The organism is Sinorhizobium fredii USDA 257 (assembly GCF_000265205.3).
Classification (GTDB): Bacteria; Pseudomonadota; Alphaproteobacteria; order Rhizobiales; family Rhizobiaceae; genus Sinorhizobium; species Sinorhizobium fredii_B.
Genome location: NC_018000.1, coordinates 729336 through 755036, shown reverse-complemented (window position 1 = coordinate 755036; position 25701 = coordinate 729336). Strand labels below are relative to the sequence as shown.

At 62.8% G+C, this 25701-nt stretch carries 31 protein-coding genes and 2 pseudogenes; 20 read left to right on the top strand and 13 right to left on the bottom strand.

Features of this window, described 5'->3' with window-relative positions; translation table 11 throughout:
* Positions 1-244: 244 nt before the first annotated feature.
* The 3 genes from USDA257_RS03485 (at position 245) to USDA257_RS03475 (ending at position 3864) form a co-directional block, all read left to right on the top strand.
* Positions 245-2581, top strand: a complete 2337-nt coding sequence (locus USDA257_RS03485; RefSeq protein WP_014761493.1) for a glucose/quinate/shikimate family membrane-bound PQQ-dependent dehydrogenase — start codon at positions 245-247, stop codon at positions 2579-2581.
* 172 nt (positions 2582-2753) lie between these two features.
* Positions 2754-3167, top strand: coding sequence for a MerR family transcriptional regulator (locus USDA257_RS03480; RefSeq protein ID WP_014761492.1), 414 nt, complete (start codon positions 2754-2756; stop codon positions 3165-3167).
* A 193-nt stretch (positions 3168-3360) separates the two neighbouring features.
* Positions 3361-3864 carry a GNAT family N-acetyltransferase gene (locus tag USDA257_RS03475; RefSeq protein ID WP_014761491.1) on the top strand — a complete coding sequence of 168 codons (504 nt, stop codon included), beginning with the start codon at positions 3361-3363 and terminating at the stop codon, positions 3862-3864.
* Positions 3865-3913: 49 nt separating this feature from the next.
* Here the strand turns inward: USDA257_RS03475 and USDA257_RS03470 are convergent, their stop codons facing one another.
* The 3 genes from USDA257_RS03470 to USDA257_RS03460 all read right to left on the bottom strand — a co-directional run bounded on the left by USDA257_RS03470 (position 3914) and on the right by USDA257_RS03460 (position 6207).
* On the bottom strand, positions 3914-4828 hold the full coding sequence (locus USDA257_RS03470) for a cytochrome c (RefSeq protein WP_014761490.1): 915 nt from the start codon (positions 4826-4828) through the stop codon (positions 3914-3916).
* Between the two features lie 80 nt (positions 4829-4908).
* On the bottom strand, positions 4909-5355 hold the full coding sequence (locus tag USDA257_RS03465) for a c-type cytochrome (RefSeq protein WP_014761489.1): 447 nt from the start codon (positions 5353-5355) through the stop codon (positions 4909-4911).
* A gap of 213 nt (positions 5356-5568) precedes the next feature.
* Entirely contained in the window at positions 5569-6207 is a 639-nt protein-coding gene (locus tag USDA257_RS03460; protein ID WP_014761488.1) for a LysE family translocator, read from the bottom strand.
* 135 nt (positions 6208-6342) lie between these two features.
* Between USDA257_RS03460 and USDA257_RS03455 the strand changes: the two genes are divergently transcribed.
* Positions 6343-7056 carry a helix-turn-helix transcriptional regulator gene (locus USDA257_RS03455; protein WP_014761487.1) on the top strand — a complete coding sequence of 238 codons (714 nt, stop codon included), beginning with the start codon at positions 6343-6345 and terminating at the stop codon, positions 7054-7056.
* Positions 7057-7127: 71 nt separating this feature from the next.
* On the opposite strand, the gene USDA257_RS03450 is transcribed toward USDA257_RS03455, so the two are convergent.
* Positions 7128-7730, bottom strand: coding sequence for a superoxide dismutase (locus USDA257_RS03450; protein WP_014761486.1), 603 nt, complete (start codon positions 7728-7730; stop codon positions 7128-7130).
* 230 nt (positions 7731-7960) lie between these two features.
* Between USDA257_RS03450 and USDA257_RS03445 the strand changes: the two genes are divergently transcribed.
* Entirely contained in the window at positions 7961-8371 is a 411-nt protein-coding gene (locus USDA257_RS03445) for a VOC family protein (RefSeq protein ID WP_041413887.1), read from the top strand.
* A gap of 75 nt (positions 8372-8446) precedes the next feature.
* Here the strand turns inward: USDA257_RS03445 and USDA257_RS03440 are convergent.
* Both USDA257_RS03440 and USDA257_RS03435 read right to left on the bottom strand, forming a co-directional pair.
* Positions 8447-8989, bottom strand: a pseudogene (locus tag USDA257_RS03440) (glyoxalase superfamily protein).
* Positions 8949-9830 (bottom strand): branched-chain amino acid aminotransferase, encoded by an 882-nt coding sequence (locus USDA257_RS03435; RefSeq protein WP_014761483.1) that lies wholly within the window; start codon positions 9828-9830, stop codon positions 8949-8951. The pseudogene USDA257_RS03440 and the gene USDA257_RS03435 overlap by 41 nt, the downstream one beginning before the upstream one ends.
* 157 nt (positions 9831-9987) lie before the next feature.
* Here USDA257_RS03435 and USDA257_RS03430 point away from each other — a divergent pair, with 157 nt between their 5' ends.
* The 5 genes and pseudogenes from USDA257_RS03430 (at position 9988) to USDA257_RS03410 (ending at position 14187) form a co-directional block, all read left to right on the top strand.
* Positions 9988-11028 (top strand): zinc-dependent alcohol dehydrogenase family protein, encoded by a 1041-nt coding sequence (locus tag USDA257_RS03430; protein WP_014761482.1) that lies wholly within the window; start codon positions 9988-9990, stop codon positions 11026-11028.
* Positions 11029-11098: 70 nt separating this feature from the next.
* The gene (locus tag USDA257_RS03425; RefSeq protein WP_014761481.1) at positions 11099-11650 is read left to right on the top strand and encodes a phosphatase; all 552 of its coding nucleotides are present in this window, start codon (positions 11099-11101) and stop codon (positions 11648-11650) included.
* Between the two features lie 157 nt (positions 11651-11807).
* On the top strand, positions 11808-12470 hold the full coding sequence (locus USDA257_RS03420) for a haloacid dehalogenase type II (RefSeq protein WP_014761479.1): 663 nt from the start codon (positions 11808-11810) through the stop codon (positions 12468-12470).
* Between the two features lie 12 nt (positions 12471-12482).
* Positions 12483-13255 (top strand): annotated as a pseudogene (tam, locus tag USDA257_RS33420) (trans-aconitate 2-methyltransferase).
* Positions 13256-13356: 101 nt separating this feature from the next.
* Complete coding sequence (locus USDA257_RS03410) at positions 13357-14187, top strand: aldo/keto reductase (protein WP_014761478.1); 831 nt, start codon at positions 13357-13359, stop codon at positions 14185-14187.
* A 59-nt stretch (positions 14188-14246) separates the two neighbouring features.
* Here the strand turns inward: USDA257_RS03410 and USDA257_RS03405 are convergent, their stop codons facing one another.
* Positions 14247-14639 carry a DUF2780 domain-containing protein gene (locus tag USDA257_RS03405; RefSeq protein WP_014327670.1) on the bottom strand — a complete coding sequence of 131 codons (393 nt, stop codon included), beginning with the start codon at positions 14637-14639 and terminating at the stop codon, positions 14247-14249.
* A 268-nt stretch (positions 14640-14907) separates the two neighbouring features.
* Here USDA257_RS03405 and USDA257_RS03400 point away from each other — a divergent pair, with 268 nt between their 5' ends.
* Together USDA257_RS03400 and USDA257_RS03395 are read left to right on the top strand one after the other, a co-directional pair.
* Positions 14908-16461 (top strand): helicase HerA-like C-terminal domain-containing protein, encoded by a 1554-nt coding sequence (locus USDA257_RS03400; protein ID WP_014761477.1) that lies wholly within the window; start codon positions 14908-14910, stop codon positions 16459-16461.
* A gap of 217 nt (positions 16462-16678) precedes the next feature.
* A complete protein-coding gene (locus USDA257_RS03395; protein WP_014761476.1) occupies positions 16679-16891 on the top strand; it encodes an alkylphosphonate utilization protein in 213 nt (70 codons plus the stop codon).
* Between the two features lie 78 nt (positions 16892-16969).
* Here the strand turns inward: USDA257_RS03395 and USDA257_RS03390 are convergent, their stop codons facing one another.
* The gene (locus USDA257_RS03390; protein ID WP_014761475.1) at positions 16970-17392 is read right to left on the bottom strand and encodes an organic hydroperoxide resistance protein; all 423 of its coding nucleotides are present in this window, start codon (positions 17390-17392) and stop codon (positions 16970-16972) included.
* A 117-nt stretch (positions 17393-17509) separates the two neighbouring features.
* Here USDA257_RS03390 and USDA257_RS03385 point away from each other — a divergent pair, with 117 nt between their 5' ends.
* Entirely contained in the window at positions 17510-18001 is a 492-nt protein-coding gene (locus USDA257_RS03385; RefSeq protein ID WP_014761474.1) for a MarR family winged helix-turn-helix transcriptional regulator, read from the top strand.
* Positions 18002-18025: 24 nt separating this feature from the next.
* Here USDA257_RS03385 and USDA257_RS03380 read toward each other — a convergent pair whose 3' ends face one another.
* Positions 18026-18784, bottom strand: coding sequence for a L,D-transpeptidase family protein (locus USDA257_RS03380; protein WP_041413885.1), 759 nt, complete (start codon positions 18782-18784; stop codon positions 18026-18028).
* Positions 18785-19185: 401 nt separating this feature from the next.
* On the opposite strand from USDA257_RS03380, the gene USDA257_RS03375 reads away from it, so the two are divergent.
* Positions 19186-19845 carry a glutathione S-transferase family protein gene (locus USDA257_RS03375; RefSeq protein ID WP_014761472.1) on the top strand — a complete coding sequence of 220 codons (660 nt, stop codon included), beginning with the start codon at positions 19186-19188 and terminating at the stop codon, positions 19843-19845.
* Here the strand turns inward: USDA257_RS03375 and USDA257_RS03370 are convergent.
* A complete protein-coding gene (locus tag USDA257_RS03370) occupies positions 19805-20740 on the bottom strand; it encodes a LysR substrate-binding domain-containing protein (protein ID WP_014761471.1) in 936 nt (311 codons plus the stop codon). The two genes, USDA257_RS03375 and USDA257_RS03370, sit on opposite strands and share 41 nt — an antisense overlap.
* Before the next feature lie 183 nt (positions 20741-20923).
* On the opposite strand from USDA257_RS03370, the gene USDA257_RS03365 reads away from it, so the two are divergent.
* Together USDA257_RS03365 and USDA257_RS03360 are read left to right on the top strand one after the other, a co-directional pair.
* Positions 20924-21121: a hypothetical protein gene (locus USDA257_RS03365; RefSeq protein ID WP_014761470.1), complete on the top strand. Its 198-nt coding sequence runs from the start codon at positions 20924-20926 to the stop codon at positions 21119-21121.
* Positions 21122-21172: 51 nt separating this feature from the next.
* Positions 21173-21538, top strand: a complete 366-nt coding sequence (locus USDA257_RS03360; RefSeq protein WP_041413884.1) for an MmcQ/YjbR family DNA-binding protein — start codon at positions 21173-21175, stop codon at positions 21536-21538.
* An 8-nt stretch (positions 21539-21546) separates the two neighbouring features.
* On the opposite strand, the gene USDA257_RS03355 is transcribed toward USDA257_RS03360, so the two are convergent.
* A complete protein-coding gene (locus USDA257_RS03355) occupies positions 21547-22167 on the bottom strand; it encodes a glutathione S-transferase family protein (protein ID WP_014761468.1) in 621 nt (206 codons plus the stop codon).
* An 18-nt stretch (positions 22168-22185) separates the two neighbouring features.
* Here USDA257_RS03355 and USDA257_RS37570 point away from each other — a divergent pair, with 18 nt between their 5' ends.
* Together USDA257_RS37570 and USDA257_RS38365 are read left to right on the top strand one after the other, a co-directional pair.
* Positions 22186-22422, top strand: a complete 237-nt coding sequence (locus USDA257_RS37570) for a hypothetical protein (RefSeq protein WP_041413883.1) — start codon at positions 22186-22188, stop codon at positions 22420-22422.
* A gap of 12 nt (positions 22423-22434) precedes the next feature.
* Positions 22435-22569 (top strand): hypothetical protein, encoded by a 135-nt coding sequence (locus USDA257_RS38365; RefSeq protein ID WP_269845039.1) that lies wholly within the window; start codon positions 22435-22437, stop codon positions 22567-22569.
* Positions 22570-22607: 38 nt separating this feature from the next.
* Here USDA257_RS38365 and USDA257_RS03345 read toward each other — a convergent pair whose 3' ends face one another.
* On the bottom strand, positions 22608-22976 hold the full coding sequence (locus tag USDA257_RS03345; RefSeq protein WP_014761467.1) for a hypothetical protein: 369 nt from the start codon (positions 22974-22976) through the stop codon (positions 22608-22610).
* Between the two features lie 93 nt (positions 22977-23069).
* Here USDA257_RS03345 and USDA257_RS03340 point away from each other — a divergent pair, with 93 nt between their 5' ends.
* Complete coding sequence (locus USDA257_RS03340; protein WP_014761466.1) at positions 23070-23822, top strand: DeoR/GlpR family DNA-binding transcription regulator; 753 nt, start codon at positions 23070-23072, stop codon at positions 23820-23822.
* A gap of 23 nt (positions 23823-23845) precedes the next feature.
* Here USDA257_RS03340 and USDA257_RS03335 read toward each other — a convergent pair whose 3' ends face one another.
* Entirely contained in the window at positions 23846-24853 is a 1008-nt protein-coding gene (locus USDA257_RS03335; RefSeq protein WP_014761465.1) for an asparaginase, read from the bottom strand.
* Positions 24854-24924: 71 nt separating this feature from the next.
* Between USDA257_RS03335 and USDA257_RS03330 the strand changes: the two genes are divergently transcribed.
* Positions 24925-25662 carry a DUF3750 domain-containing protein gene (locus USDA257_RS03330; RefSeq protein ID WP_014761464.1) on the top strand — a complete coding sequence of 246 codons (738 nt, stop codon included), beginning with the start codon at positions 24925-24927 and terminating at the stop codon, positions 25660-25662.
* The last annotated feature ends 39 nt before the right edge of the window (positions 25663-25701 follow it).

The following is a 25701-nucleotide window of genomic DNA, read 5'->3' as shown; positions in this document are numbered from 1 at the left end:
AAAGCGCTACCCGTTTCCTTTGTGCTTCCGAAAAGACGCGCCGAACCGGAGCGTGCGCCATTGAAAGGCACGTGTAGCGCGTTACCTTCGCAATCGAGGCGCTGAATGCCGCGGCTCGATGCGCATAGTTCAGACGGAGGTTGGCAGCGGGAATTTCGCAGCCGTTCTTCGCCTCCCGTTGCAGCCCGTCCGGGCCTGCCCGCAAGAACCGGCATGCCGTCTTCAACTCGGGGAGTTCGCATTCATGCTCATTGTCCTGACCGCCCTTCTCTTCGCACTGATCGGTCTTGCGCTCGGTGCGGGAGGGACGAGGCTCGTCCTGCTCGGCGGCAGTCCATACTATCTCATCACCGGACTAAGCTTCCTGCTCACGGCGTTGCTGCTCTATCGCAAGAGCGCCGCGGCGATCTGGGTCTATACGCTGATCGTCCTCGGCTCGCTCGCCTGGGCCGTTTGGGAAGTGGGGTTCGACTGGTGGCAGCTCGGTCCGCGCGGCGGCGTGATCATCCTGCTCGGGCTTTGGCTGCTGACCCCGTGGATCCGGCAACCGCTCGGTTTCCTCAGCCCATCAGGCGAACGCTACAGCGCCAGCGCCTGGCCGCTTGGGCTTGCCAGCCTGATCGCGGTCGGTGTCGCGCCCTACTCGATGACGCAGGACATTCATGACATTCGCGGCGACCTGCCGACCGACATCGTCACGGCCAATCCCGATCTCGGCGGCAATGTGCCGGCCGGCGAATGGCATCACTACGGCCGCACGCTGTTCGGCCAGCGCTATTCGCCGCTCGCCCAGATCCACCGGGAAAACGTCGCGACACTCAAGGTCGCCTGGCAATACCAGACAGGAGACGTGAAGCTGCCGGAGGATATCGGCGAGACCACCTATCAGGTGACGCCCCTGAAGGTGAAGGACACCCTCTATCTCTGCACGCCGCATAATTGGGCGATCGCGCTCGATGCCGCGACCGGCAGGCAGAAGTGGAAGTATGATTCGAATTCCGGGCTGAACCCGGACCGCCAGCACCAGACCTGCCGCGGCGTCACCTATTGGGCCGATCCCGCGGCGGCTGCGGGCAGCCCTTGCGCCGAGCGCATCTACCTGCCGACCTCGGACGCCCGCCTGATCGCGCTCGATGCCGTAAATGGCACGGTCTGCACCGACTTTGCCGACCAAGGCGCTCTGCACCTCGAACAGGGCATGCGGTACAATCCCGCCGGCTATTACTATTCGACGTCGCCACCGGTCGCCGTCGCTGGCAAGATCATCGTCGGCGGTGCCGTCAACGACAATTATTCGACGCAGGAACAGTCCGGCGTCATTCGTGCCTTTGATATCAACACGGGGGCGCTCCTCTGGAACTGGGACAGCGGCAATCCCGAGCAGACGGCTCCGCTGCCGCCGGGCCAGTTCTATACGACGAATTCGCCGAACAGCTGGTCGGTTTCCTCGGTCGACGAGGGTCTGGGGCTTATCTATATCCCGCTCGGCAACCAGGTGCCCGACCAGCTCGGCACGGGGCGCAGCGAGCATGTGGAAATGTACTCTTCCTCGATCGTCGCGCTCGACATCAATACGGGCGCGGTGCGCTGGGTCAGGCAGACTGTACACCACGATCTCTGGGACATGGACGTGCCGGCGCAGCCGGCCCTGCTCGACATCACCAAGCAAGACGGAAGCGTCGTGCCGGCGCTGGTCGGCCCGACCAAGCAGGGCGACGTCTATGTGCTCGATCGCCGCAGCGGGGAACCGATCATTCCGGTCGAGGAGGTGCCCGCCCCCGGCGGCGCCATCGCGGAGGATTTCACCGCCCCGACCCAGCCGGTCTCCGGCCTCACCTTCATGCCGCCGCCGCTTAGGGAGCGCGACATGTGGGGGATTACCATGTTCGACCAGCTTGCCTGCCGGATCGAGTTCCTCTCGTTGAAGTATGAGGGCCGCTATACGCCGCCTTCGCTCGAAGGAACGCTCGTCTATCCCGGCAATTTCGGCACTTTCAACTGGGGCTCGGTCGCCGTCGACCCGGAGCGCCAGGTGATGTTCGGAATGCCCACCTATCTCGCCTTCACCTCGCGGCTTGTCCCACGCGAGGAGATCCCGCCGAAGGGCGAAGGCGAAAAGGGCAGCGAGCAAGGTCTGAACCGCAACGAGGGGGCGCCCTATGGCGTCTATATGGGTCCTTTCCTCGGCCCCTTGCGGATTCCCTGCCAGGCGCCGCCCTGGGGCTATGTCGCGGGCGCCGATCTCAGGACCGGCAAGATCGCCTACAAGCACAAGAACGGCACGGTCTACGACATGACGCCGCTGCCGCTTCCCTTCCGGCTCGGGGTGCCAGGTATCGGCGGACCGATCGTCACCAAGGGCGGCGTCGCTTTCCTCGGCGCAACGGTCGACAATTTCCTGAGAGCCTATGACGTCACCACCGGCGACCAGCTCTGGGAGGCGCGGCTTCCGGCCGGCGGCCAAGCGACCCCGATGACCTACATGGTCGGCGACAGGCAATATCTACTGATGGTCGCCGGCGGGCACGGCTCGGTCGGCACTAAGCCGGGCGATTATGTGATTGCCTATACGCTGCCCTGATGGACGTCGGCTGCTCGGCGGGGAATGCGGCGGCCTTGTGCTCGACAGCCTTCGTTCCGGGCGGCGCGAAGCCCAGAAGCCTCGCCCAAGTGGCGTCCTTTGTTCGGTCTGTGCCTTGAGGGCCGCGGGGCATTCCCTATATTGCTCCAGAAGCTATAGCTATGGAGCGCACATGTATTCGATCGGCCACCTTTCCCGGCGGACCGGCGTCAAAATCCCGACGATCCGCTATTACGAGCAAATGGGGCTCATCGCGGCGCCGGAACGTTCGGAGGGCAACCAGCGGCGCTACGAGAAACGTCAGCTCGAGCGGCTTGCCTTCATCCGTCACGCGCGCGATCTGGGGCTTTCGATCGAGGCAATCCGTGATCTGCTGGCGCTGAGCGAACACCCGGAACGACCCTGCGGCGAGGCGGATCGCATTGCGAGCGAGCATCTGGCTTCGGTGCGGGAGAAGATCGCCCGACTGACGAAGCTGGAGCACGAACTTCAGCGCATCGTCGCCTGCCATGGCGATCACACGATCGGCGACTGTTACGTCATCCGGGCGCTGGCTGATCATTCCTTGTGCGACAACGAGCACTGAGGGTTCAACAATCGCCGTTGACAAAATCGCGGAAATGAACAATCTACGCGCATGATCAAGAACGCACCCATTTGTCGCGCGTATTTTTGGCTGTTCCGATAGGAGCGGCCTGCTGATCATATTCAACAAGGCCGCCATCAGGCGGCTTTTGTTTTTCACGGCACCTGATGGTGGGAACCCATAGGAGCCGAGAATGCTGCAGACCGCCAACCCCAACCTCCACCACCTCGCGTCGGTCAGAGCACCGATGGTGACGATCCGCTGCGCCAAGCCGCGCGATCTTCCCGAACTGCGCGAGATGATTGCGGAACTTACCGCCCATCACGGCGATGTCGCCTCGCTCACGCCGGAGCAGCTCGAACGCGATCTCTTCGGACGCACCCCCTGGATCACCGCCCTCGTCGCCGAGGCCGGCGGCCAGTTGATCGGCTACGCAGTCCTGGTTCCCCAGTACCGTGCAGCCGAAGGCGCGCGCGGCATGGAACTGCATCATCTCTTCGTGCGCCCCGCCCATCGCGGCACCGGCATCGGCCGCCATCTCGTCGGCAAGGCACGCGAACAGGCGAAGATGGCCGGCTGCGAATACCTGGCGGTCAGCGCGGCCACCGGCAATTTCCAGGCGCATCGTTTCTACGAGTCGGAGCGTTTCGTGCCCCGGCCGGTGACCGGCATGCGCTATATGCAGAAGCTGGGCTGAGCCGGAGGAGACCGGTCTCGCGGTTCAAGACGGCGAGTGCGAGCGATGCCTATGACGGAGGCAGCGCCTTCAGATAGGCGGCAATCGCCTCGCGCTCGGATGCGGGAAGCTTTGCCATGTTCTTCTGCACCTCGACCATCGAACCCCCGACGGTATCGAAGTCGGGGGTGAAACCTGTCTCGAGATAGGAGGCAATGTCCGACGCGCTCCAGTTGCCGATGCTCTTGGAGCCCGGCGTGATGTCGGGAATCCGGCCCTCGCCTTCCGGGTTCGGCGCACCGGCCAGCCACCGACCTGCTTCGAAGCCGCCCAGCGCATTGCGCGGCGTGTGGCACTCGCCGCAATGGCCCGAGCCTTCGACGAGATACTGCCCACGCGCAAGCTTCGGCTCGGCGGTATCGACCTGAACTCGCGGCTCGTCGCTGAGATACAGGAGCTTCCAGCCGCCGAGCGCCAGGCGGATATTGTACGGGAACGGCAAATCATGCGGCGGCGCCACATTGGCGCTCTTCGGCAGCGTTCGCATATAGCCGTAAAGGTCGTTGATGTCCTTGGTGGAAATCCGCGCATAGGAGCCGTAGGGAAAGGACGGATAAAGATGTTCGCCATCCTTTCCGACCCCGCGCGTCATGGCGTTGCCGAACTCGGCGAGCGTCCAGCCGCCGATGCCGGCCGTTTCGTCGGGCGAGATATTCGGAGGATAGAAGGTCCCGAACGGGCTCTTCAGCGGCCGGCCACCCGAAAGCACCAGCCGGGCATCGTCCTTCGCGCCGGACGCCGCATGGCAGCTGGTGCAGCCGCCGGCCCAGAAGACCCGCTTGCCATTGGCAAGATCCGGCTCGCCCAGCCCCTCCCAATGCGCGGCGTCCCAGGGGGCAGGCTTCGTCAGCAACCAGAAGGCGCCGGCGCCGACCACGGCCAGTAGAATCAGACCGGACAACAGCTTCCCTGCGCGCCGCCGCATCATCTCTCCTTCGTCCTCAACACGGAAATGAACGCGCCGGACGAACCGGCGCATCGCAGGAAGGAACCAATGGCCTTCCGTTACTCTTTCTTCAGGCGATAATTCTCATGACAGCTGGCGCAATCCTTGCCGAGGACGCCCAGAGCGGCGCCAACGCCGGCCTGGTCGGCGGGCAACTCGGCGAGAATCTTCTCGGCGTCGGTGCCGAGCTTGGCGGCTTTCGCCTTGAAGTCTTCCATGTTCTCCCAGATCTTCGGGCTTGCCTCGGTCTCCGAGCCGGTTTCCGAGCCGGCGGGAAAATGAGTCGGGAAGACTTTCACCGTCTCGGTGATCGTCGTCAGCGATGCCTTGACGATCTCGGCATCATAGGGCTTCTCACCCTTGGCGATACCGCTCAGCGCACCGGCGGCTTGGCCCACCTTCTTCATCAACTGCTGACGGACCGCCTGAGGTTCATCCGCGGCGGTGACGGCGGTCATCCCCAAGCCTGCAAGGGCGGCTGCAAGCACAAAAGCTCTGATCTTCATCATGGTCTCCGGTCATTCGAACCCGCTTCTGCGGTTTCCTGTTGAAGGCGCCGGCATGATGGCATTTTGGCTTTTCGGCGGAAGTAACATTTTCTTGATGTGCTTGTCATTTCAGCATAATTCGCCGTGGTATACATGACAGCCAGGCGGGATCTGCGCGCTCGAATAACATAACTTCCATATTCATGTATAATCCTTAATCGAAGCGGCAACTCAGCGGGTACCGCTCCAACCCTGCCAAACGGTGAAAACGGCGATCACGACAAGCAGCAGGCCGGCGCCGCGGCCGATGGCAACCGTCGCCCCCGGACTGCCGACCAGCAGGTCCCGGCCGCGGCCGGCGGCAAGCGCCAGCCCGCCATAGACGGCAAGCTGCGTCACGGCGATCATCACCGCCATGACCGCTGCCTGCGACCAGACGGGGCCGAATTGCGGCTTCAGGAATTGCGGATAGACGGCGAGCATGAAGAGATAGGCCTTCGGATTCATCAGGCTCGTCAGCGCCCCCTGTCGGAAGCTTGCCCAACGCGAGAGCCTCGCCCCCGCCTCGACGCCGCCAATGGTGATGGCACTGCGCAGCAGCGAGAAGCCGATCCAGGCGATGTAGGCGGCTCCGGCGACGAGGAGCACGTTGAAGAGCTCCGGCACCAGGTGCAGCACGACGCTGACGCCGAGCGCCGCATAGAGCGTGTGCAGCACGCCGCCCGCCATGATGCCCGCCGTAGCGGCGAGCCCGAAGGTGCGCCCGCCCGTTATCGCATTGGCCAGCACGAAGACCATGTCCATGCCCGGGACGATGATGATGCCGAAGAGAAGAGTGAAGAACAGCCAGAGGTTTTCTGCGTAGGTCATGTCAGTTGCTCATCGAGATTTGTATAAGGGTGGAGGTCCGGATCGCCGATTTTTCAATCCGTTGGCAAATGCTATAGCTCTCTCCAACTGACAGGGTTCTGTCAGGAGCGTTTCGGGTTTGGTGGGGTTTTTGCGATGCGCAAGGCAGCGCGGCTTTTCGAGATCATCCAGATATTGCGGCTTGCTCGGCAGCCGATCACCGCCGCCGAGATTGCCGAGAAGCTCGAGGTGACACCGCGCTCGATCTATCGTGACATCGTCGCCCTGCAGGCGATGCGGGTGCCGATCGAAGGCGAGCGCGGTCTTGGCTATATCCTGAGGCCCGGCTTCGACCTGCCGCCGCTGATGTTTTCGATCGAAGAGACGGAAGCGATCGTGCTCGCACTCGCGCTGCTGGCGCGCACGGGCGACGCGGAGCTGAAGGCGGCGGCCCAGCGCGTCAACCGGAAAATCACCGGCGCCGTCCCGGAGCCGCTGCGCCAGATTTTCCAGTCGCAGGCGCTGCACGCCTGGGGCACGATCGCCGCCCCGCCACCGGCGGTCGACCTCGCCATGATTCGCCGCGCTATCCGCGACGAACAAAAGCTCGCGCTCGACTATCGCGACGAACTCGGACAGGCGACGGAACGCACCGTCCGGCCGCTGGCGCTGATCTATTATTCGGAGCATGCGATGATGGTGGCCTGGTGTGAATTGCGCCAGGACATCCGCAACTTCCGCGCCGACCGGGTGGAGCACTGCGAGCCGGTCGCGACTTTCTTCCGCGGTGAAGGCGAGAGGCTTCGGCAATTGTGGATCGCCGGCTGGAAAACGAATGCCATGCGGCCGCTCGAGGCGGGGAACGCATAGCGCCGGCCGGCCCGAAACGAAAAGGCCCGACGCAAGCGCCGGGCCGAATTTCCTGTCTAACCAACCAACGGTTACTTCGTCGCAGCCTCGTACATTTCGAGGACGTAATCCCAGTTGATGAGATTGTCGACGAAAGCCTCGAGGTATTTCGGCCGGGCGTTGCGGTAGTCGATGTAATAGGAATGCTCCCAGACGTCGACGCCGAGGATCGGCGAGGCGCCGTGCACGAGCGGGTTTTCGCCGTTCGGGGTCTTGGAGATTTCGAGCTTGCCGTTCTTGACCGACAGCCAAGCCCAACCGGAGCCGAACTGGCCAGCGCCGGCGGCGACGAAATCCGTGCGGAACTTGTCGTAGCCGCCGAGATCCGACTTGATGGCCGCGTCGAGCTTGCCCGGCAGGCTGGTGCCGCCGCCGCCCTTCTTCATCCACTTCCAGAAGTGGATGTGGTTGTAGTGCTGGCCGGCATTGTTGAACAGCGGCAGGTTGGTGCCGTAGGACTTCTTGACGATCTCTTCCACCGAAAGATTGGAAAGACCGGCTTCCTCGGCGAGCTTGTTGCCGTTCGTCACATAGGCGAGGTGATGCTTGTCGTGATGGTATTCGAGGGTCTCGCGCGACATGTAGGGCGCGAGCGCTTCATAGTCATAGGGAAGGTTCGGCAATTCGAAAGCCATTGTGGCATCTCCTCTTGGCATTGGATTTCGTGACGGAAATCTGTGAGCGGGAACATAGGCACCGCCTCGGCGGGAGGCAACCGATGGGGTGCCAAATTTTGCCTAAGCCGCGCAAAATACTTTCATTCGGCGATCGGTGCGCGTTTGACGCGAATGTCGACGCGCAGGATTCCTGTCCTATCTTACGGGGGGCAAGCCAACTCACTTCGCCCTCGGCACAGGAGGAGAGAATGGAATTCCATCAGGGCCGTCTCATCGACCACGTGCATCTGCGCGTCCAGGATCTCGCCGTCAGCAAGCGCTTCTATGAAGCGGTGCTTGGCGCGCTTGGACATCGGCCCACCTTCGAGACCGACGCATTTTTCGCGTTCGACGAGTTCTTCGTCGATCAGGCGGATGACTACTGCAGCCGCGTTCACCTCGCCTTCCAGGCGGCCGACCGGGATTCGGTCCAGCGTTTCTACGACGCCGGCTTGGCAAACGGCGGTATGGACAACGGTGCACCCGGCGAGCGCCCCTATCATCCGGGCTATTATGCCGCCTTTGTCCTCGATCCCGACGGCAACAACGTCGAGGCGGTCCATCACGGGCCGACGACACGGTCTGCCGGCGATGTCGTCGTCCGTCCCGTCGAGACCTGAGGCTCGATCGCCGGGAACGCAACGGGCGGGCGCGCTCGACAGCGCCGCGCGCCTCCCGTTCGGATCGATAAACGCCTATTCCTTGAGTTCCATGAAACGGATGCGATTGCTGAACGGGTCGATGACCGTCAGTTCGAGCCGCGTGCCCTCGTCCTCGAGACCGGGCCTCATGAAGCGGTAGTTCTTGGCGAGGAGTTCTTTGTGGAGCGCATGGATGCCCCTCATGTAGACGCACATATTCCCACCGGGCGTCGCGTCTCCCGCGTGTTCGGAAAGATGCAGCTTAAGTCCGCTTCGCGAGATCTGCGTGTACAGCGGAAAATCGTCGCCGTAACGGTGCTCCCAGTCGACGGTGAAGCCGAGGAAAACCGAGATAGAATTCGTGCGCCTTCGCCACGTCGAAGATGCGAACGATCGGCACGGCCTGCTCAAACGCGATTCCCGCACCGCCTCGAGCGGTGCCCGCAGCGTCTATTTTCGCCGACAGGATGTTCCAGGTCTGAACCCGAACTGGCGGGCGACGATCTCAAGCGCCTCGCTGTGGGCGATCGTCATTTGATGGTCGGCAAGGGTCTCACTACACGTCGCCGCTCGAATGCGCCCAGTCCATGTAGAGATCGCGGGCCTTGGCAGTGAGCGGGCCGGCTTGCAGGTCGCGGTCGTCAAGCCGGGTCACCGGCAGGACCTTCGAATAGTTGCCGGTGGTGAAGATCTCGTCGGCCGCCTCGAAATCGGCCATCGTCAGGGTCGTTTCGATCACCTCGAAACCCGCCTCGCGCAGCAGGCCCATGACGCGCGAGCGCGTGATGCCGGCGAGGAAGGTCCGGTTGGCGGCCGGGGTGAAGACGACGCCGTCCTTGACCATGAAGATATTGGAAGAGCCTGTCTCGGCGATGTTGCCGAGCATGTCGCGCACGAGCGCATTGTCGAAGCCGCGCGAGCGCGCTTCTTTGAGGATGCGGGCATTGTTGGGATAGAGGCAGCCGGCCTTGGCGTCCGTCGGCATGCATTCGAGCGTCGGGCGGCGGAAGGGCGAGAGCGTCAGCGCCGAGCCGGCATGGGCGTTGCCCATCGGCGCCTCGAACAGGCAGAGGGCAAAACGGGTCGAATCCGGATCGACCGCCACGACGCTCCAGGAGCCATGTTCGCCCCAATACATCGGCTTCACGTAGAGCGCCGTCTTGCCGTCGAATTTCTTGACGCCCTCGAAGGTCAGCGCCTCGATTTCCTCGGCCGCCATGGTAGGCTTCAGTCCGAGCGCCTCCGCCGAGCGATTGACGCGCTGGCAATGAAGGTCGAGGTCCGGGGCGATGCCGTCGAACCAGCGGGCGCCGTCGAATACCGTCGAGCCCAGCCACATCGCGTGCGAAGTCGGGCCGATCAGCGGCGGGTTGCCGGAAAGCCATTCGCCGTCGACATAGGTCCAGGTGGTGGATCGGGGGGATGTATCGACGGGCATCGGTGTCTCCTACTCGGCTAAGTGCGTGCATCCGATCTAGCCGGAAAAAACAGCATTGGGGTGAATAGGTATATCAAAAAATGTCATGGCGGCCATTCTGGAGCCACTCCGGGCGCCGTGCCAGAATACCAAAAATACCAATGGAGACTGATCGCCAATGAAAGCGATGTATTACGATGCCTTCGAAAAGACCCCGGAAATCCGAACGCTGCCCGATCCGAGCCCGAGTGAAAACGGCGTCGTCATCGAGGTCGAGGCGACGGGCCTCTGCCGCAGCGACTGGCACGGCTGGATGGGGCACGACCCGGACATCCGCCTGCCGCACGTGCCGGGACACGAACTTGCCGGCACCATTGCCGCCGCCGGGCGCGGCGTCATGCGCTACAAGGTCGGCGACCGGGTGACCGTGCCGTTCGTTTCCGGTTGCGGCCGCTGCGGCGAATGCCGTTCCGGCAACCAACAGGTCTGCGAAGCGCAGTTCCAGCCGGGCTTCACCCATTGGGGCTCCTTCGCCGAATTTGTGGCACTCGACTTCGCCGACCAGAACCTCGTACACCTGCCGGAGCGCATGGACTTTGCGACGGCGGCCAGCCTCGGCTGCCGCTTCGCCACCTCCTTCCGGGCGATTGCCGATCAGGCCCGCGTTCAGGGCGGCGAATGGGTGGCGGTGCACGGCTGCGGCGGCGTGGGTCTTTCGGCGATCATGATCGCCGCAGCGCTTGGCGCCAACCCGATCGCCATCGACATTTCCGAGGAGAAGCTCGACTTTGCCCGGACGCTCGGCGCTGTCGCCGCGATCAACGCACGCGCGATGGAGGATGTCGCCGGCGCCGTCAGGGAGATCACGCGAGGTGGCGCGCATGTTTCGGTCGATGCGCTCGGATCGCCGGTCACCTGCTTCAACTCGATCAAGAACCTGCGCCGCCGTGGCCGTCACGTCCAGGTCGGCCTGATGCTCGCGGAGCACGCGCTGCCCGAGATCCCGATGGCGCAGGTGATCGGCCACGAGCTCGAAATCTACGGTAGCCATGGCATGCAGGCCTGGCGCTATGACGCGATGCTCTCGATGATCGTCGCCGGTAAGCTCGACCCGAAGCGACTGATCGGCCGCGAGATATCACTGGAAGAGGCCGTGCCGGCGCTGGTAGCGATGGACCGCGCCACTGACCTCGGCATCAGCGTCATCACCCGGTTCTGATCGGGGATTCCGATCGTCCCGCCGCGCTGGTACCCTACCGGCGAGCAAGACGAATCAGGGAGGTCCCGTCATGGCGCTTGCCGCTCAAGCCACGGAAGGCGAACTCTACCGGCCCGTTCTCGGCACCAATCCGGCACATCCGAGCGGCTGGCCGGTACGGGTGATCGTGAGCTCGCAGACGGAGGCGCGGCACAATCGTGCGGATTGGGCGCCGACGCATCTTGTCTCGATCCGTGCGCCCGCAACCCGCCTGCTTTCGATGATCGAACTGCCGCCGGAGCAGCACCTGGAACTCTATTTCGGCGACGCGACCGATCCGGATGCGCCGGATGCGGCGCGCGCCGAGGCGGTCGAGGCGACCTTCGCCTTCATCGACGGGCTGCCGCAGGACGCCGACCTGCTGATCCACTGTTTGAGGGGCATCGGCCGCTCGACGGCGCTGACGCTCGGCATCCTGGCGCGCTATATGGAACCGGAAGAGGCGGCGGCAGCCCTGCACGCACTCCGCCCCGAGGCCAAGCCGAACCGACATGTGGTCGGCCTCTGCGACGCAACCCTCGGGCTCAAGGGCAAGCTCGCCAAACAAGCGCTGCGGTTTCCGACGAAGATCTGGAAAGGCTAAAATCACGGCGACGGCGAAGTGCATTGTGCGGCGCACAAAAATTTGACATGATCCCCTAAAAACAAATGGAGAAGCGGCGCGTTCTTCGTCGCAAGAACCTTCGCTACGGCAACCGAACCGGGAATGTCGTAGACGATGGCCAAGACGGGAGAGTTCAATGTCTCATGCGGCCTATGTCTTCGATGCCTATGGCACGCTGTTCGATGTCCATGCGGCCGTGCGCCGACACGCCGAGGCAATGGGTCCAGACGGCCAGGCTTTCTCCGAGCTTTGGCGCGCCAAGCAACTCGAATATTCCTGGGTGCGCTCGCTGATGGGCGCCTATGTCGATTTCTGGCAATTGACCGAGCAATCTCTGGACTATGCTTTCGCCCGCTTTCCCTCCGCCGATCCGAAACTCAAGAAGCAACTGCTCGACGCCTATTGGGCGCTCGATTGCTATCCGGAGGTTCCGGCCGTGCTCAAGGGGTTGAAGGAGCGCGGCGCCCGTATCGCCATTCTTTCGAACGGCTCGCCGGCCATGCTTGCCTCGGCCGTCAAGAATGCCGCCCTCGACATCATCATCGACGATGTCTTCTCGGTCGATGCGGTCAAGGCCTTCAAGACGGCACCGGCCGTCTACGACCTGGTGACGACGCAATATCGGCTCTATCCGCATGCGGTTTCGTTCCAGTCGTCGAACCGCTTCGACATTGCCGGCGCTACCAAATTCGGCTTCCGTACGGTGTGGATCAACCGCGCTGATATGCCCGACGAGTACCAGGACTATGGCCCCTCGCTCATCCTGCCTTCACTGGAAAGCCTGCAATTCGGCATATGAAGGAGCGCCACGATGGCCTGGTCGGCAGCGCAATATGTGAAGTTCGAGGACGAGCGCACGCGACCGGCGCGCGACCTCCTGGCGCAGGTTCCTGACCTGCCCGCCGGCCCCGCCTTCGACCTCGGCTGCGGACCGGGCAATTCGACGCAACTCATCCTCGAACGCTTTCCTAACAACCCGCTCGTCGGTATCGACAGCGACGAGGATATGCTGGAGGCGGCTCGCAAACGGCTGCTCGGCCTGCGCTTCGAAAGAGCCGATCTGGCGGGATGGACACCGCCGCAAGGGGCAGCGCTTTTCTTCGCCAACGCCGTCTTTCAATGGGTACCGAAGCATGTCGACATGCTCGAGCGGCTCCTCGACGCGCTGCTGCCCGGCGGCACGCTTGCGGTGCAGATGCCCGACAACCTGGATGAGCCGTCGCATCTCCTGATGCAGGAAACGGCCGAGGAGCGGGCATTCGCCGCGGCCATTGGCGGCCGAACGATCCGACGAACGCCCCTGCCCTCGCCGAGAACCTATGTCGAAAGGCTGGCTCCCAAGGCGGCGCGGGTCGAAGTCTGGCACACGACCTACTACCACCCGCTTGCCAGCGCGAATGCGATCGTCGAATGGGTGAAGGGCACGGGCTTGCGTCCCTATCTCGACGCGCTGCCCGCCAGCCGGCGCAAAGATTACCTCGCCGCCTATGCCGAGAAGATTCGCAGAGCCTATCCGGTGATGGCCGACGGGCGCGTGCTGCTGCGCTTCCCCGCCTGTTCATCGTCGCCGTCAAAACGCTTTAGAACCGACACGACGACTTGCCCGGGCGCCTTGAAGCCGCGACCGACCGCGACAAGTATAGGAGCATGTCTGTCAATTCTCCGCCGCCATCAAGGAGCCATCCATGCACGCAGTCAACTCCAATGGCGCCAACATCCCCGCCCTCGGTTTCGGCACGTTCCGCATGCCGGGAGCCGAGGTGCTTCGGATCCTGCCGGAAGCCCTGAAGATCGGCTTTCGCCACGTGGACACAGCGCAGGCCTATGGCAACGAGGCGGAGGTCGGCGAGGCTATCCACCATTCCGGCATTCCGCGCGCCGACATCTTCCTGACGACCAAGGTCTGGGTGGACAAATATCGCCATGGCGACTTCGTCGCTTCGGTCGACGAGAGCCTCAGAAAGCTGAAGACGGATCACGTCGATCTGCTGCTCTTGCACTGGCCGGGCGGCAGCGACGTGCCAATGGCCGAGCGCATCGGCGCGCTGAACGAGGTTCAGAAGGCGGGCAAGGTGCGCCATATCGGCATCAGCAACTTCAACACGGCGCAGATGGAGGAGGCGGTCCGCCTCAGCGATGCGCCGATTGCGACCAACCAGGTCGAGTATCACCCCTATCTCGACCAGAGGAAGGTGCTGCAGGCGGCCCGACGGCACGGCATGTCGCTGACCGCCTATTACGCCATGGCCAACGGCAAGGTCCCCTCCGACCGGCTGCTGAACGACATCGGCGCCCGCCACGGCAAGACCGCGGCGCAGGTGGCGCTCCGGTGGCTCGTGCAGCAGCAGGATGTGATCACGCTCTCGAAAACCGCCACCGAGACGCGGCTCAGGGAAAATTTCGCGATCTTCGATTTCGCGCTGACGCGAGAGGAAATGGCCGCGATCCGAGGGCTTGCCCGCCCGGACGGGCGGATCGTCAATCCGGCAGGTCTTGCGCCGGTGTGGGACGATTGAGATGAGACCGGCGGTGCACCTCTGGCCTACCGGCCAGAGGTGCTATTACTTGACGCCGCTCAGACGAACTGGCTGAGACCCGGAACGGAGGCAACCACCTCGTCCACAACTTCTTCGCCTGCCTTTTCCTTGGCATAGGCGATGGTTTCCCTGGCGAGCCCGGTGATCTCACCCATGCCTAGCCCCTGGCTCATCAGTTGCTGGCCGAGCGCCATGACGCCACCGCCGCCGATCGCCGACAGGAGCCCGCCGAGCAGGCCACCGCCATTGCCACCCTCGCCGTTGTACTGAGCGACCAGTTCAGGCGCACCGGGAATCGCCTCGATCATCCGCGCGACCGGCCCTTCGGCCGCTTCGCGCTGGAGGAAACCGAGGATCATGCCCACCGCCTTCTCTGCCGTCGCGGGCTCGAGACCGACATTCTCCGCCACCCGCGTGACCAGTTCACTCATGGAAATCTCCTCGTGTAGTTTTGACGTTAACGTCAAGGTAAAATATCGCTTCTGAAATGACAATAGCACCCGAACACGGATCCGTCCTGCGTCAACATATCTGGCGTTCAGAGGCTGGCGAGAGCCTTGCCTCCCCTACAACCCGTGTTGCCGGGTCGCAGTGCACGGCCTATAACAGAACCGAGCAATATTTCGATGACGGACTTTCTAAGAAATCCGGCAAATGCCCGGTTCCATTGACAAAATCCATTCGACGGAGAGGAAGGCCATGCTGCAAGAAGGCAAGCTCTATATCGGGACCAGCCGCAAGCCGGACGATTCGATCAACAAGCCGGAATATCTGGAACTGAAGTTCGGCAACCGCCATGGTCTGGTCACCGGCGCCACCGGCACCGGCAAGACCGTGACGCTGCAAATACTCGCCGAGGGCTTCTCGAACGCCGGCGTTCCGGTCTTCTGCGCCGACGTGAAGGGCGATCTTTCCGGTATCGGCACCATTGGCGAGCCCAAGGACTTCCTCGTCAAGCGCGCCGAACAGATCGGCCTCTCGCCTTATGATTTCCAGGAATTCCCGGTGATCTTCTGGGATCTCTACGGAGAAAAGGGCCACCGGGTCCGCACGACGCTCTCGGAAATGGGACCGCTTCTCCTGTCGCGGTTGATGAATGCCAGCGACGCCCAGGAGGGCGTCCTGAACATCGCCTTCAAGATCGCCGATGAAGGCGGCCTGCCGCTTCTCGACCTCAAGGACCTGCAGTCGCTGCTCAACTACATGGGCGAGAATGCGAGCGAACTCTCCAGCCAGTTCGGCTTCATCTCCAAGTCCTCCTTGGGCTCGATCCAGCGGGAACTCCTGATCCTCGAGCAGCAGGGTGCCGAACACTTCTTCGGCGAGCCGGCGCTGAAGATCACCGACATCATGCGCACGACCAATGACGGGCGCGGCGCAATCTCGGTGCTTGCGGCCGACAAGCTGATGATGAATCCGCGACTTTATGCGACCTTCCTGCTCTGGCTCCTGTCGGAGCTTTTCGAGGAACTGCCGGAGGTCGGCGATCCGGACAAGCCGAAACTGGTGTTCTTCTTCGACGAGGCGCATCTCCTCTTCAACGACGCGCCGAAGGTGCTGGTCGAACGGGTCGAACAGGTGGTCCGGCTGATCCGCTCCAAGGGCGTCGGCGTCTATTTCGTCACCCAGAACCCGCTCGATGTGCCGGAAACCGTGCTCGCACAGCTTGGCAATCGCGTCCAGCATGCGCTGCGCGCCTATACGCCGCGCGAGCAGAAGGCGGTGAAGACGGCGGCCGAGACTTTCCGCCCCAATCCGGATTTCAATTGCGCCGAGGTGATCACCAATCTCGGGACCGGGGAGGCGCTGGTTTCGACGCTCGAGGGCAAGGGTTCGCCATCGATGGTCGAGCGCACCCTGATCCGGCCGCCGGCTTCGCGGCTCGGTCCGCTGACGGAGGCCGAGCGGCAGAACGTGATGAATGTCAGCCCGGTGCGTGGACTTTATGACGAGGACTTTGACCGGGAATCGGCCTACGAGATCCTGGTCAAGCGGGCTGAAAAGGCCGCCAAGGCTGCAGAGCAGTCCGAAGCGCAGGCAACCGAAGAACAGACCGGCCGCAGCCGGTGGACCCTCCCCGGCTTTGGCGACGACGCGGAAGAGGCGGCTCCGGATCGACAGTCCCGGCCGCGCTCATCCGGCTACCAGCGCGAAACGGTCATCGAGGCCGCCATGAAATCGGTTGCCCGCTCCGTCGCGACCCAGGTGGGACGGGCGTTGGTCCGCGGCATTCTCGGCAGCCTCAAGCGATAGGCTACTGCATGTTTCCTTAAATCGTAGCCGAATTAAGATAAACATGCAGCAATTCAAAGTGCTACAGCGATCTTCGTCCGTCTGAAGAGACGCACGGCGCTGTAGACAAAAGCAACCGGGTGGGGCTTGCGCCCGCGCCCCTCTCCTGCATACGGAAGCCGCCGCGACGCCGCATCGGCGATGCTGCCGCTGGGCTGTCGCCCGGAAAGGACCAGCCATGGACGTCAAGGATTCGAACGGTGCCATCCTCAAGGATGGCGACAATGTAACTCTGACCAAGGACCTGAAGGTGAAGGGCACTTCGACCACGCTGAAGCGCGGTACGCTGGTGAAAGGCATCCGCCTGACGGACAATCCGGACGAGGTCGAATGCCGTGTCGAAAAGGTCAAGGGGTTGGTGCTGCGCACCGAATTTCTCAAGAAGGCTTGAGTGCGCCCCGGCGTGGGTGAGAAGACAAGCTGAAGCCCGCAATTGCGGGCTTCAACCGAAGATAATCCCGATAGCCTATCAGGCCACCGACAGTTTCACGTCGACATTGCCCCGGGTCGCATGGCTGTAGGGGCAAACGATGTGCGCCTTCTGGACCAGTTCTTCGAGAACGGCCTTGTCGACGCCGGGCGAAGTGATCTCAAGTGCCGCATCGATGTAGAAACCCGTGCCATCGTCACGCGGACCGATGCCGACCGTACCTGTCACTTTCGTGTCTTCCGGAAGCTTTACCTTCTCCTTGCCGGCGACGAACTTCAGCGCGCCGAGGAAGCAGGCGGAATAGCCGGCGGCAAAAAGCTGCTCCGGATTGGTGCCGCGTGCCCCATCGCCGCCAAGTTCTTTCGGCACGGTAAGGGCCACGTCAAGGACCCCGTCGGTGCTCTTGGCCTGGCCGGCGCGGCCCCCGGTGGCGGATGCGGTGGTACGATAGAGAATAGGCATGGCAGTTCTCCTTCCTTGGTTTTCGTTGCCGATGGGCATTGCATAGCGTAATATTAAATTGCACGCAAATTAATTTTGCAAATTGCATTCTGGCCGTGAATTTGCGACACTAGGGAGATGACAACCAAAGCGGCGAAATCTGAAGATGCATTGCCCGACGAGGCGCTAGCCCTCGGCCAGCAGCTTTGCTTTGCCGTCTATTCCGCCACGCACGCGTTCAACCGAGCCTACAAGCCGCTCCTCGACCGCTTCGGGCTCACCTATCCGCAGTATCTCGTGCTACTTGCGCTCTGGCAACGGGACGGCATGACGGTGAAGCGGATCGGCGCGGAATTGGGCCTCGATTCCGGTACTCTGTCGCCCCTGCTCAAGCGGCTGGAAGCGGCAGGCTATGTCCGGCGAATCCGCGACCCGGCCGACGAAAGGCAGGTCATCGTCAGCCTCACAGAGAACGGCCGGCGCCTGAAGACCGAGGCTTTCAAGATTCTTGCCGAGATCGGCCGGGCAACGGGCTGCAGCCTCGCAGAAATCGGCGAACTGCGCGAGGCGCTGCATCGGCTGACACAGCGCCTCGCCGACAGTCAGGGCGAAGGACAGGAAGCCGATTGATCCGTCACAAGCGGCTCGCCGCCGTCAGATGACGAGAATCGGCGCCTTTCCGCGCACACGAGCATAGAGATCGATGACATCCTGATTGATCATGCGGACGCAACCGGATGACACCGCCTTGCCGATCGATTGCCATTCCGGCGTTCCGTGGACGCGATAGAGCGTGTCCTGGCCGTCCTGGAAGATATAGAGCGCGCGCGAGCCGAGCGGATTGTCGAGCCCGGGCGGCATGCCGCCATTGTCGGCCGAATATTTGGCAAGCACCGGTTGGCGGGCGATCATCGAATCCGGCGGCGTCCATTTCGGCCACTTCTGCTTCCACTGGATGACGCCACGGCCGGACCAGGCGAAGCCTTCGCGGCCGAGGCCGACGCCATAGCGCGTGGCGCTGCCGCCAGACCCAATCAGATAGAGATAGCGATCCGCCGTATCGACGACGATCGTGCCGGGCGCCTCACCAAACGGATCGCTGACCTCCTGGCGATAGAAGCGCGGGTCGATTTGCTGGTAGGGCACCGCCGGAATGAGAAAGCCGCCATCCTCCCTGCCCGCGTAGACATCGGCGTAATAGGCGTCCTGCGGCGGCAGCCCGGTCAGCGGCTCTTCGAGCATGCCCGGATCGACCCAGCGGCTCTCGAGGGCGGGATTGCGATAGACCGGCATCGTTTCCTGGCGAAAACGATTGGTGTTCATCGACGACGTGCAGCCCGCAAGGCCGGCGGAGGCGATTGCGAGTCCGGATGTGCGGAGAAACTGGCGGCGGGAGAGAGGCAGCGATGACATCGAACTCTGATGGGTTTGAGTGCAGCGAGGAAGGAGAGCGGCGCGGCGCCCGTTTTGCGCCGTCCCGCTTCTTGCAACGAGATCACGGTGAACTTGCGTCGAAGCAAATACCATCCTCGTGATCGATATCGACAAGTCGGAGCAGGACGCAAGATAAAAACCGCTTTTGCCATCTCGCTCCAAGCTTGGATTTACGTCTGGATTCGGGGCTTGCGCCAGTAAACATACAATCACGATTGTGGCACCGCGCTTTACAACCGTGAGCGTCAGCTGCCTCAGAGCACCCAGGCGGCAGCAACGGCTGGCATCAAAAAATTTCATATGACAATCAAGGCGGGCGGCTTCAGCAGGCGTAGGCAATTGCGTATGGATTTGGGCGTCGCCAACCGAGGAGGCCGGAAATGCTGACGATCTATGGAGTTTACCGCTCGCGCGCGTCGCGCAACTACTGGATGGCGCGCGAACTCGGCATTCCTTTCAAATCCGTGCCGGTGATCCAGGCGCGCCGCCTCAGCGATCCGCTGGCCGCCGAGGCTCCTCTGAATACCAAGTCGGCAGACTTCCTTGCCGTCAATCCGATGGGTCTCATCCCGGCGATGGAAGACGACGGTCTGGTACTGACGGAATCGCTCGCCAACAATCTCTATCTCGCCCGCAAATATGGCGGGCCGCTGGCGCCGGCCGACATCGGCGAGGAAGGGCAGATCGGCAACTGGACCATGTGGGCGGCGACCGAGGTAGAGCCGCATGGGGTCAAGATCGTCCTTGCCTATGACAACGGCGTCGAGAACACGCCCGAGGGCCGGGCACTGATCGATACCTGCGCACAGTCGCTCGAAAAAGCCTTCGCCGTGCTTGAGAGGCACCTTGCCGGCCGCGACTATGTCGTCGGCGAGCGCTTCACGGTCGCCGACCTGAACCTGGCGGAAGTCTTCCGCTACACGATGAGCCAGACTGCTCTCTTCGACAGGCACCCGCGCGTGAAGGCTTGGCTGGGGCGGTGCCAGTCGCGCCCCGCCTTCAAGGCGATGATGGAGGAACGGCTGAAGGAACCGGAATAGCGTCAAGCTCGCGCATTCCCTCTTCCACCTCCTCGCGCACCCATCGCTTGAAAGCAATTACGGCCTTGCTTTCGCGCCGCGAGGCCGAGGTGACGAAGTAATGGGCGAAGCCGGTCTTGGCGCGGATGCCGAACGGCGCCACCAGACTGCCCTTCATCACCGCATAGCCCGCAAGTGTCTGCCAGGCAATCATCACGCCCTGGCCGGCAATGGCCGCGTCGAGCGCCAGCGACGCATCGTTGAACGTGTGGCGCACGGTCATCTGGGCGCCGGAAAGACCGGCTGCCTGCAGCCATACCTCCCACGAAAACATCGCATGCTCATCGATGACGGCCGGCAACTTCAAAATGTCGGCAGGAACGCGCAGTCCGGCAGCGAGCGCCGGTGAGCAGACGGGAAAGACCTCCTGTTCGAGAAGCAGTTCGGAACGCACACCCGGCCAGCCGCCCGCCCCGACGCGGATGGCGAGATCGACGTCGGACGTTTCAAGATTGGCAAGTCTCGTTGTCGCGTCGATCCTCAACCGGATATTCGGATGACGCTCGGCGAAGCGGTTCAGCCGATAGACCAGCCAGCGAGCCGCAAAGACCGGCGCCACCGACACCGTCAATACCGACTCGTCGCGACGACGCGCCTGCGCGACGGCTTCGGCGAGTTCCGCAAAAGCATTCGAGAGCCGCATCATGAGCGGGCGGGCGCTATCCGTTACGACAAGCCCGCGCGGCGAGCGCTCGAAGAGCACCCGCCCAAGCTGCGCCTCCGTCTTGGCAATCTGCTGGCTGACGGCACCGGGCGTCACGCCGAGTTCTTCCGCCGCAGCGGCGAGCGATCCCAGCCGCCCGGCCGCCTCTACGGCGCGCAGCCCGTTCAGATGGATCGTGTTGAGGTCGTTCATATAGATTTTCTAAAGGAAGCAAGCGGCAATCTCAATTGCAAAGTCATCCGAACAGGAAGATGCTCCTTACAACTCCTCTCGATCAGTGGAGGAATTCCGGTGGCAACTCAATGCATTGCCGTCGACCGCGTATTGATCTGAGCGCATTGACGACGCCATGGAACACCGAATGGAGTGCCCGCCATGTCGAAGCTTTTCTCTATTCTGAAACTGGCTGCAAATCGGCGCGACCATCAGGCCGAAGCGTCTGCCGTTTGGCTGCGCGATCCGCTGCAGCATCCCGATCTCGCCCGCATGGCGGAGCGCGAACTCGCGGACTTGCCCTTCCCCGGTTGGCCATGGCCTCGTGCGACCGCGATCAACACTTGCGACGGCGCCTGATCCCGGTCACAGTTCGGGTGCAATCCGGCTTTGGCAAACGGCGGCTCACCGATGGTGCAGGAGGTCGAAACAAGCTTCGAGCGTGTCCGGCGCCTTGCCGAGGCGGCCGGACTTCCGGAAACGGCCGTCGGGACGTCCTATGGCACGCCGGCACTGCTCGTCAAAGGCAAGAGCTTCGTGCGCATGAAGGACGCCGAGACGCTCGTGGTGATGTGCGCGCTCGAGGAGAAGGACATGCTGATGGAACTCGATCCGTCGCTCTTCTTCGAGACCGACCACTACAAAGGCTGGCCGGCGATGCTCGTGCGGCTCTCCAACATCGACGATCAGGCGCTGACACAGAGGCTGATCGCCGCCTGGCGGGAAAAGGCGCCACGGCGGCTAGCGGCGCGGTTCGACGCTTCAGCTTCTCGCTGATTGGATCCTTATGCCCGAACTACATCCAGCACCCTCGCGACGGCGGGTCGCTCGGCCATGCGATTGCGATGGTCCAGGATTTTCGGAAACTGTGCCGGATCGACGCCGTCGCTTTCCAGCCAGCTAGCGACGGTGAAAAGATAGGGATCGGCGATCGTATAGGTCTCGCCCATGGCGAAGGGACCGGCAAACATCGTGCCTTCGATCAAAGCGAAACAATCCGCCATATTCTGCGGCACCTTCGCCTTCATCGCCTCGTGAGATGCCGCATCATCCGCCCAGCGGGCGCCGCGCCGGGAATGCGCGTGGGCAACGTGGACCGTCGAGCAGAGATAGCTCAGGAACGACTGCAGCCGCGCGAACTCGAAGGGATCGTCAAGCGGCGCGAGCCGCGCATCCGGGAAGCTCTGCGCAATATAGGTCAGGATCGCCGGCGTTTCGGTCATCGTGCCGCGGTCCGTCACCAAGGCGGGCACGCGGCCTTTCGGGTTGATGGCGAGATATTCGGGCTTGGTCTGCTCGGCCCTTGAAAAGTCGACGCGGTGCGCTTCATAGGAGGCGCCCGCTTCCGCCAACGCGATATGCGATGCGAGGGAGCAGGTTCCGGGCGTATAGAAGAGTTTCAGCATAATCATGGTCCTCGATTCGTGATTCTCGAGCCGACGCGGGAGACCCCCGCATATCTCGTATCCTGCCCGCCGGCGCAGCGGCTGAAGCTGCAATCTGCAGCAGAAAAGATGAATTCGAAAGAATTGGCAAGGTCAGGAATTTCCCAAAAATACCGCATCCGGGTGCTCTTCGAAGGCAAGCCGCTCGAGGGCAAGCAGGTTGTGCTGGACTATGTTGGACTACCAGACCTCGTCTCGGCAAAGACCGATGCATAAGGCGAGACGGACGTGACGCTCCGCAATGCCGGGCTGAACGTCTTGGCGGTCAGCCACGAGGTGCCGCTTGAAGGAAGCAGCGCCGCCGACGAGACCGGCTATACGGCGACGTTGACCTTCGTCGCCGAGCCGCATGTCGATGAATGATCGCAGACCAGCCGGCGGGAGGAATCCCGCCGACACCTTTACGCCGCTATGTCGGCGCAGCCGGGCACCCCTTCGAGACGGTCGTAGACCGGAATGCCGCGCTCTCGCGCGATGCGCACGTCATTGTCAGCTCCCTTTGAATCGCCCGGCAACCTCAGCACCGCATCGCAAAGCTCAAGCAGCCGGCCGGCGACGGGATGAAAGATCTCCTCATAGAGGTCGTCGCCCACATGGCCTCCACCCGCCGCGTGCCAGACGGGCAAGGCAACCCACTCACCGATCATCGGTACATGTCCGGCCTTGAAGAGGGCGTAGGACGGTCCCTCCAGACGCTTCAGATTCTCCGCCATCTTAGACGGATCGTCGCCCGTACCCGAGCGGTAGGGACCGGCAATCAGAATCAGCATGATTTCCTCCACGAAATTGCACGAATATTCCAGATTTTTCTGGAATGTTCATGAATATTCATGCAACTTCGTTCATAGTCAAGGAGAGAATCGATGCTGACGACACAGAGACGGGCGATGATCTCGGCGCGGCTTGCGCGCGATGGGCAGCTCGTCGCAAAGGCGATCGCCGACGAGCTGGGGCTTTCGGAGGATACGATCCGGCGCGACCTCAGGGAGATGGCGGCCGAAGGCCTGCTGAAGCGGGTGCATGGCGGCGCCCTGCCGCTGACGCCGCCGCTCCCCGACTTCGCCAGCCGTCAGACCATCGCCAGTCAGGTCAAGCGCCGCCTCGGCCGCCGGGCGGCGGAACTCGTCAAGCCGGCTCAAATCGTCTTTATCGATGGCGGTACGACCAATGCGGAACTGGCCCGCGCCCTGCCGCACGACCTACGGGCCACCATCGTCACGCACAGCCCGACAATCGCCGCCGAACTCGAGCATCATGTCGCCGAAGTGGTCCTGCTCGGCGGCCGGCTCTACAAGCATTCCATGGTGGCGACCGGCGCGGCGACGGTTGCGGCCATCGAACAGATCCGCGCCGACATCTTCTTTCTCGGTGTCACTGCCATCCATCCGGCGCATGGGCTTTCGACCGGAGACTATGAGGAAGCAGCGATCAAGCGGGCAATCGCCCGGCAAGCCACGGAAACCTATGTCCTTGCTACGCCTGAGAAATTCGGCGCCGCCTCGCCTCATCGCGTTCTAGGCGTCAGCGAGCTTGCTGGCCTTGTCGTGCCCTCGGAAATGCCGGCAGAGGCCTTGTCGCCCTATCGCAGCGACACTGCCTCGCTGATCATGGCTTAGGCGCCATGCAGGGGGCTTCGGTGCTACGAGGCGAAAGCCTCCGTGACGCGGACGTCGCCGACATGTATGCCGTTCCAGTTGCTCATCGAATGATTGGCCTGCGCCATCAAAGCCGCCTGCACCTCTGGGTCTTCCGCGAAGAATCGTGCGAGCGTCGCCGCGACCATCGACTCGGCGGCGCGGGTCGTGCCGTCCTCGCATTTGACCGCGATGCCGGTGCCCTTTTCCGGGATCACGGCGCAGAACACCCCTTCGGCGCCGGTCTTGGCGAAGATACGCCCGGGTGCCGCCTTCATCAGTCGCGTGCACGTGCGATCGGTACCGGCGACATAGAAGGGCTCGGCCATGCAGGCCTCGATCAGCCGCTTCGAGGCGCGCGCCCGCTCCGACGCCAGGCCCGCGCCCGTCGCCATGCGGGCGAAACCATGGGCGAGGCCCTTCATGGGTACCGCATAGGTTGGGATCGAGCAGCCGTCGACACCGCAATTATCGCCGGAGAGAAGCGTGCCGGTCAGGCTTTCCATGATGCCGCGGATCTCCTGCTGGATCGGGTGACCGTAGCCGGCATAGCCCTCTACCTCGGTGCCGGAATGGCAGCAGGCGCAGATGAAGCCCGCATGCTTGCCGGAGCAGTTGTTGTGCAGGGCGCTCGGCCTTTCGAGCGTGCGAGCCTGCGCGATCAGGTTCTTCTGGTAGAAGGACCAATGGGCGCCGCATTCAAGCGCACTGAGGTCCCTACCGGCGGCGGAAAGCATCTTACCGGCGAGCGCCACATGTTCCGGCTCGCTGGAATGCGATGAACAGGCAAGTGCCAGCGCCTTGTCATCGAAGCCGTAGGCGTCGGCAGCGCCGCTTTCCACCAGGGGCAGAGCCTGCATGGCCTTGCAGGCCGAACGGGGGAACACGGCCGCATCCGTGTCGCCGAGCGCAAACAGCGTGTTGCCGTCGCCGTCGACCGCGATGACCGTGCCGCGGTGTCGGCTTTCGACCAGGTTTCCACGCGTCACTTCGACCAGAACGGGATTCGACATGCCGTGCCCTCAATTTTCCAACATTGGGCTATGCATCTATCAGGATTCCACCGGCAGAAAAGACATTGTCGATGAAAATCCTCCGCAGGCTGTTCTTCGTCTTCGCGATCATCTACCTGCTTCCGGCGCTGGCGTCGGCAGGGCTATGGTATTTCAAGGAACGGCCGCAGAGCTGGCGCGACGCGGACTGGTCGTCGGCCGGCATCCTGCCTGAAACATCCGCCAGCCCGGAGGCGGCGATCTATGTCTTCTCGGCAACGACAGGCGGCATGAAGGGCGCTGTGGCGAGCCACGCATGGATCGTCACCAAGGAAGAAGGCGCGTCCGCTTACAATCGATATGAAAAGGTCGGATGGGGCCGGCCGATCCGCAAGAACGCCTATCGGGCCGACGGCCGCTGGTATTCCAACGAGCCGCGCATCGTCGTCGTGGTCACTGGCGAGCAAGCCAAGCGGCTGATCCCGAAAATCGAGCGGGCGATTGCCGCCTATCCCTATTCATCGACCGGCGCCTACCGCCTCTGGCCGGGACCCAACTCCAATACTTTCGTCGCCCATGTGCTGCGCTCGGTCCCCGAGCTCGACACCGTGCTGCCGCCGGATGCGGTCGGGCGCGATTACCTGCCGGAGGGCAAGCTTTTCCAGATCGATGCGGATGGGCGCGACTTCCATGCGACACTCTATGGCCTCGCCGGCATCGCAGCCGGTTGGCGCAGTGGCTTGGAGCTGCATTTCATGGGGCTGGTGGCCGGCATCGATATCGTCAGACCGGGCATCAAGATACCGGCGATCGGCCGCCTCGGAATCTGATTTTGCCAGAAATGGAAAAGGGCCGCGCTAGCGACCCTT

Excerpts from the sequence above, each read along its gene's own strand:
- USDA257_RS03430 (WP_014761482.1), top strand. The coding sequence starts at position 9,988 with ATGAAAGCGATGTATTACGATGCCTTCGAAAAGACCCCGGAAATCCGA.
- USDA257_RS03395 (WP_014761476.1), top strand. The coding sequence starts at position 16,679 with ATGGACGTCAAGGATTCGAACGGTGCCATCCTCAAGGATGGCGACAAT.
- USDA257_RS03390 (WP_014761475.1), bottom strand. The coding sequence starts at position 17,392 with ATGCCTATTCTCTATCGTACCACCGCATCCGCCACCGGGGGCCGCGCC.
- USDA257_RS03435 (WP_014761483.1), bottom strand. The coding sequence starts at position 9,830 with ATGCCCGTCGATACATCCCCCCGATCCACCACCTGGACCTATGTCGAC.
- USDA257_RS03445 (WP_041413887.1), top strand. The coding sequence starts at position 7,961 with ATGGAATTCCATCAGGGCCGTCTCATCGACCACGTGCATCTGCGCGTC.
- USDA257_RS03330 (WP_014761464.1), top strand. The coding sequence starts at position 24,925 with ATGAAAATCCTCCGCAGGCTGTTCTTCGTCTTCGCGATCATCTACCTG.
- USDA257_RS03335 (WP_014761465.1), bottom strand. The coding sequence starts at position 24,853 with ATGTCGAATCCCGTTCTGGTCGAAGTGACGCGTGGAAACCTGGTCGAA.
- USDA257_RS03420 (WP_014761479.1), top strand. The coding sequence starts at position 11,808 with ATGTCTCATGCGGCCTATGTCTTCGATGCCTATGGCACGCTGTTCGAT.
- USDA257_RS03360 (WP_041413884.1), top strand. The coding sequence starts at position 21,173 with ATGGTGCAGGAGGTCGAAACAAGCTTCGAGCGTGTCCGGCGCCTTGCC.
- USDA257_RS03475 (WP_014761491.1), top strand. The coding sequence starts at position 3,361 with ATGCTGCAGACCGCCAACCCCAACCTCCACCACCTCGCGTCGGTCAGA.
- USDA257_RS03405 (WP_014327670.1), bottom strand. The coding sequence starts at position 14,639 with ATGAGTGAACTGGTCACGCGGGTGGCGGAGAATGTCGGTCTCGAGCCC.
- USDA257_RS03425 (WP_014761481.1), top strand. The coding sequence starts at position 11,099 with ATGGCGCTTGCCGCTCAAGCCACGGAAGGCGAACTCTACCGGCCCGTT.
- USDA257_RS03480 (WP_014761492.1), top strand. The coding sequence starts at position 2,754 with ATGTATTCGATCGGCCACCTTTCCCGGCGGACCGGCGTCAAAATCCCG.
- USDA257_RS03365 (WP_014761470.1), top strand. The coding sequence starts at position 20,924 with ATGTCGAAGCTTTTCTCTATTCTGAAACTGGCTGCAAATCGGCGCGAC.
- USDA257_RS03465 (WP_014761489.1), bottom strand. The coding sequence starts at position 5,355 with ATGAAGATCAGAGCTTTTGTGCTTGCAGCCGCCCTTGCAGGCTTGGGG.
- USDA257_RS03450 (WP_014761486.1), bottom strand. The coding sequence starts at position 7,730 with ATGGCTTTCGAATTGCCGAACCTTCCCTATGACTATGAAGCGCTCGCG.
- USDA257_RS03345 (WP_014761467.1), bottom strand. The coding sequence starts at position 22,976 with ATGCTGATTCTGATTGCCGGTCCCTACCGCTCGGGTACGGGCGACGAT.
- USDA257_RS03470 (WP_014761490.1), bottom strand. The coding sequence starts at position 4,828 with ATGCGGCGGCGCGCAGGGAAGCTGTTGTCCGGTCTGATTCTACTGGCC.
- USDA257_RS03455 (WP_014761487.1), top strand. The coding sequence starts at position 6,343 with ATGCGCAAGGCAGCGCGGCTTTTCGAGATCATCCAGATATTGCGGCTT.
- USDA257_RS03370 (WP_014761471.1), bottom strand. The coding sequence starts at position 20,740 with ATGAACGACCTCAACACGATCCATCTGAACGGGCTGCGCGCCGTAGAG.
- USDA257_RS03385 (WP_014761474.1), top strand. The coding sequence starts at position 17,510 with ATGACAACCAAAGCGGCGAAATCTGAAGATGCATTGCCCGACGAGGCG.
- USDA257_RS03340 (WP_014761466.1), top strand. The coding sequence starts at position 23,070 with ATGCTGACGACACAGAGACGGGCGATGATCTCGGCGCGGCTTGCGCGC.
- USDA257_RS03485 (WP_014761493.1), top strand. The coding sequence starts at position 245 with ATGCTCATTGTCCTGACCGCCCTTCTCTTCGCACTGATCGGTCTTGCG.
- USDA257_RS03355 (WP_014761468.1), bottom strand. The coding sequence starts at position 22,167 with ATGCTGAAACTCTTCTATACGCCCGGAACCTGCTCCCTCGCATCGCAT.
- USDA257_RS03400 (WP_014761477.1), top strand. The coding sequence starts at position 14,908 with ATGCTGCAAGAAGGCAAGCTCTATATCGGGACCAGCCGCAAGCCGGAC.
- USDA257_RS03380 (WP_041413885.1), bottom strand. The coding sequence starts at position 18,784 with ATGTCATCGCTGCCTCTCTCCCGCCGCCAGTTTCTCCGCACATCCGGA.
- USDA257_RS03460 (WP_014761488.1), bottom strand. The coding sequence starts at position 6,207 with ATGACCTACGCAGAAAACCTCTGGCTGTTCTTCACTCTTCTCTTCGGC.
- USDA257_RS03410 (WP_014761478.1), top strand. The coding sequence starts at position 13,357 with ATGCACGCAGTCAACTCCAATGGCGCCAACATCCCCGCCCTCGGTTTC.
- USDA257_RS03375 (WP_014761472.1), top strand. The coding sequence starts at position 19,186 with ATGCTGACGATCTATGGAGTTTACCGCTCGCGCGCGTCGCGCAACTAC.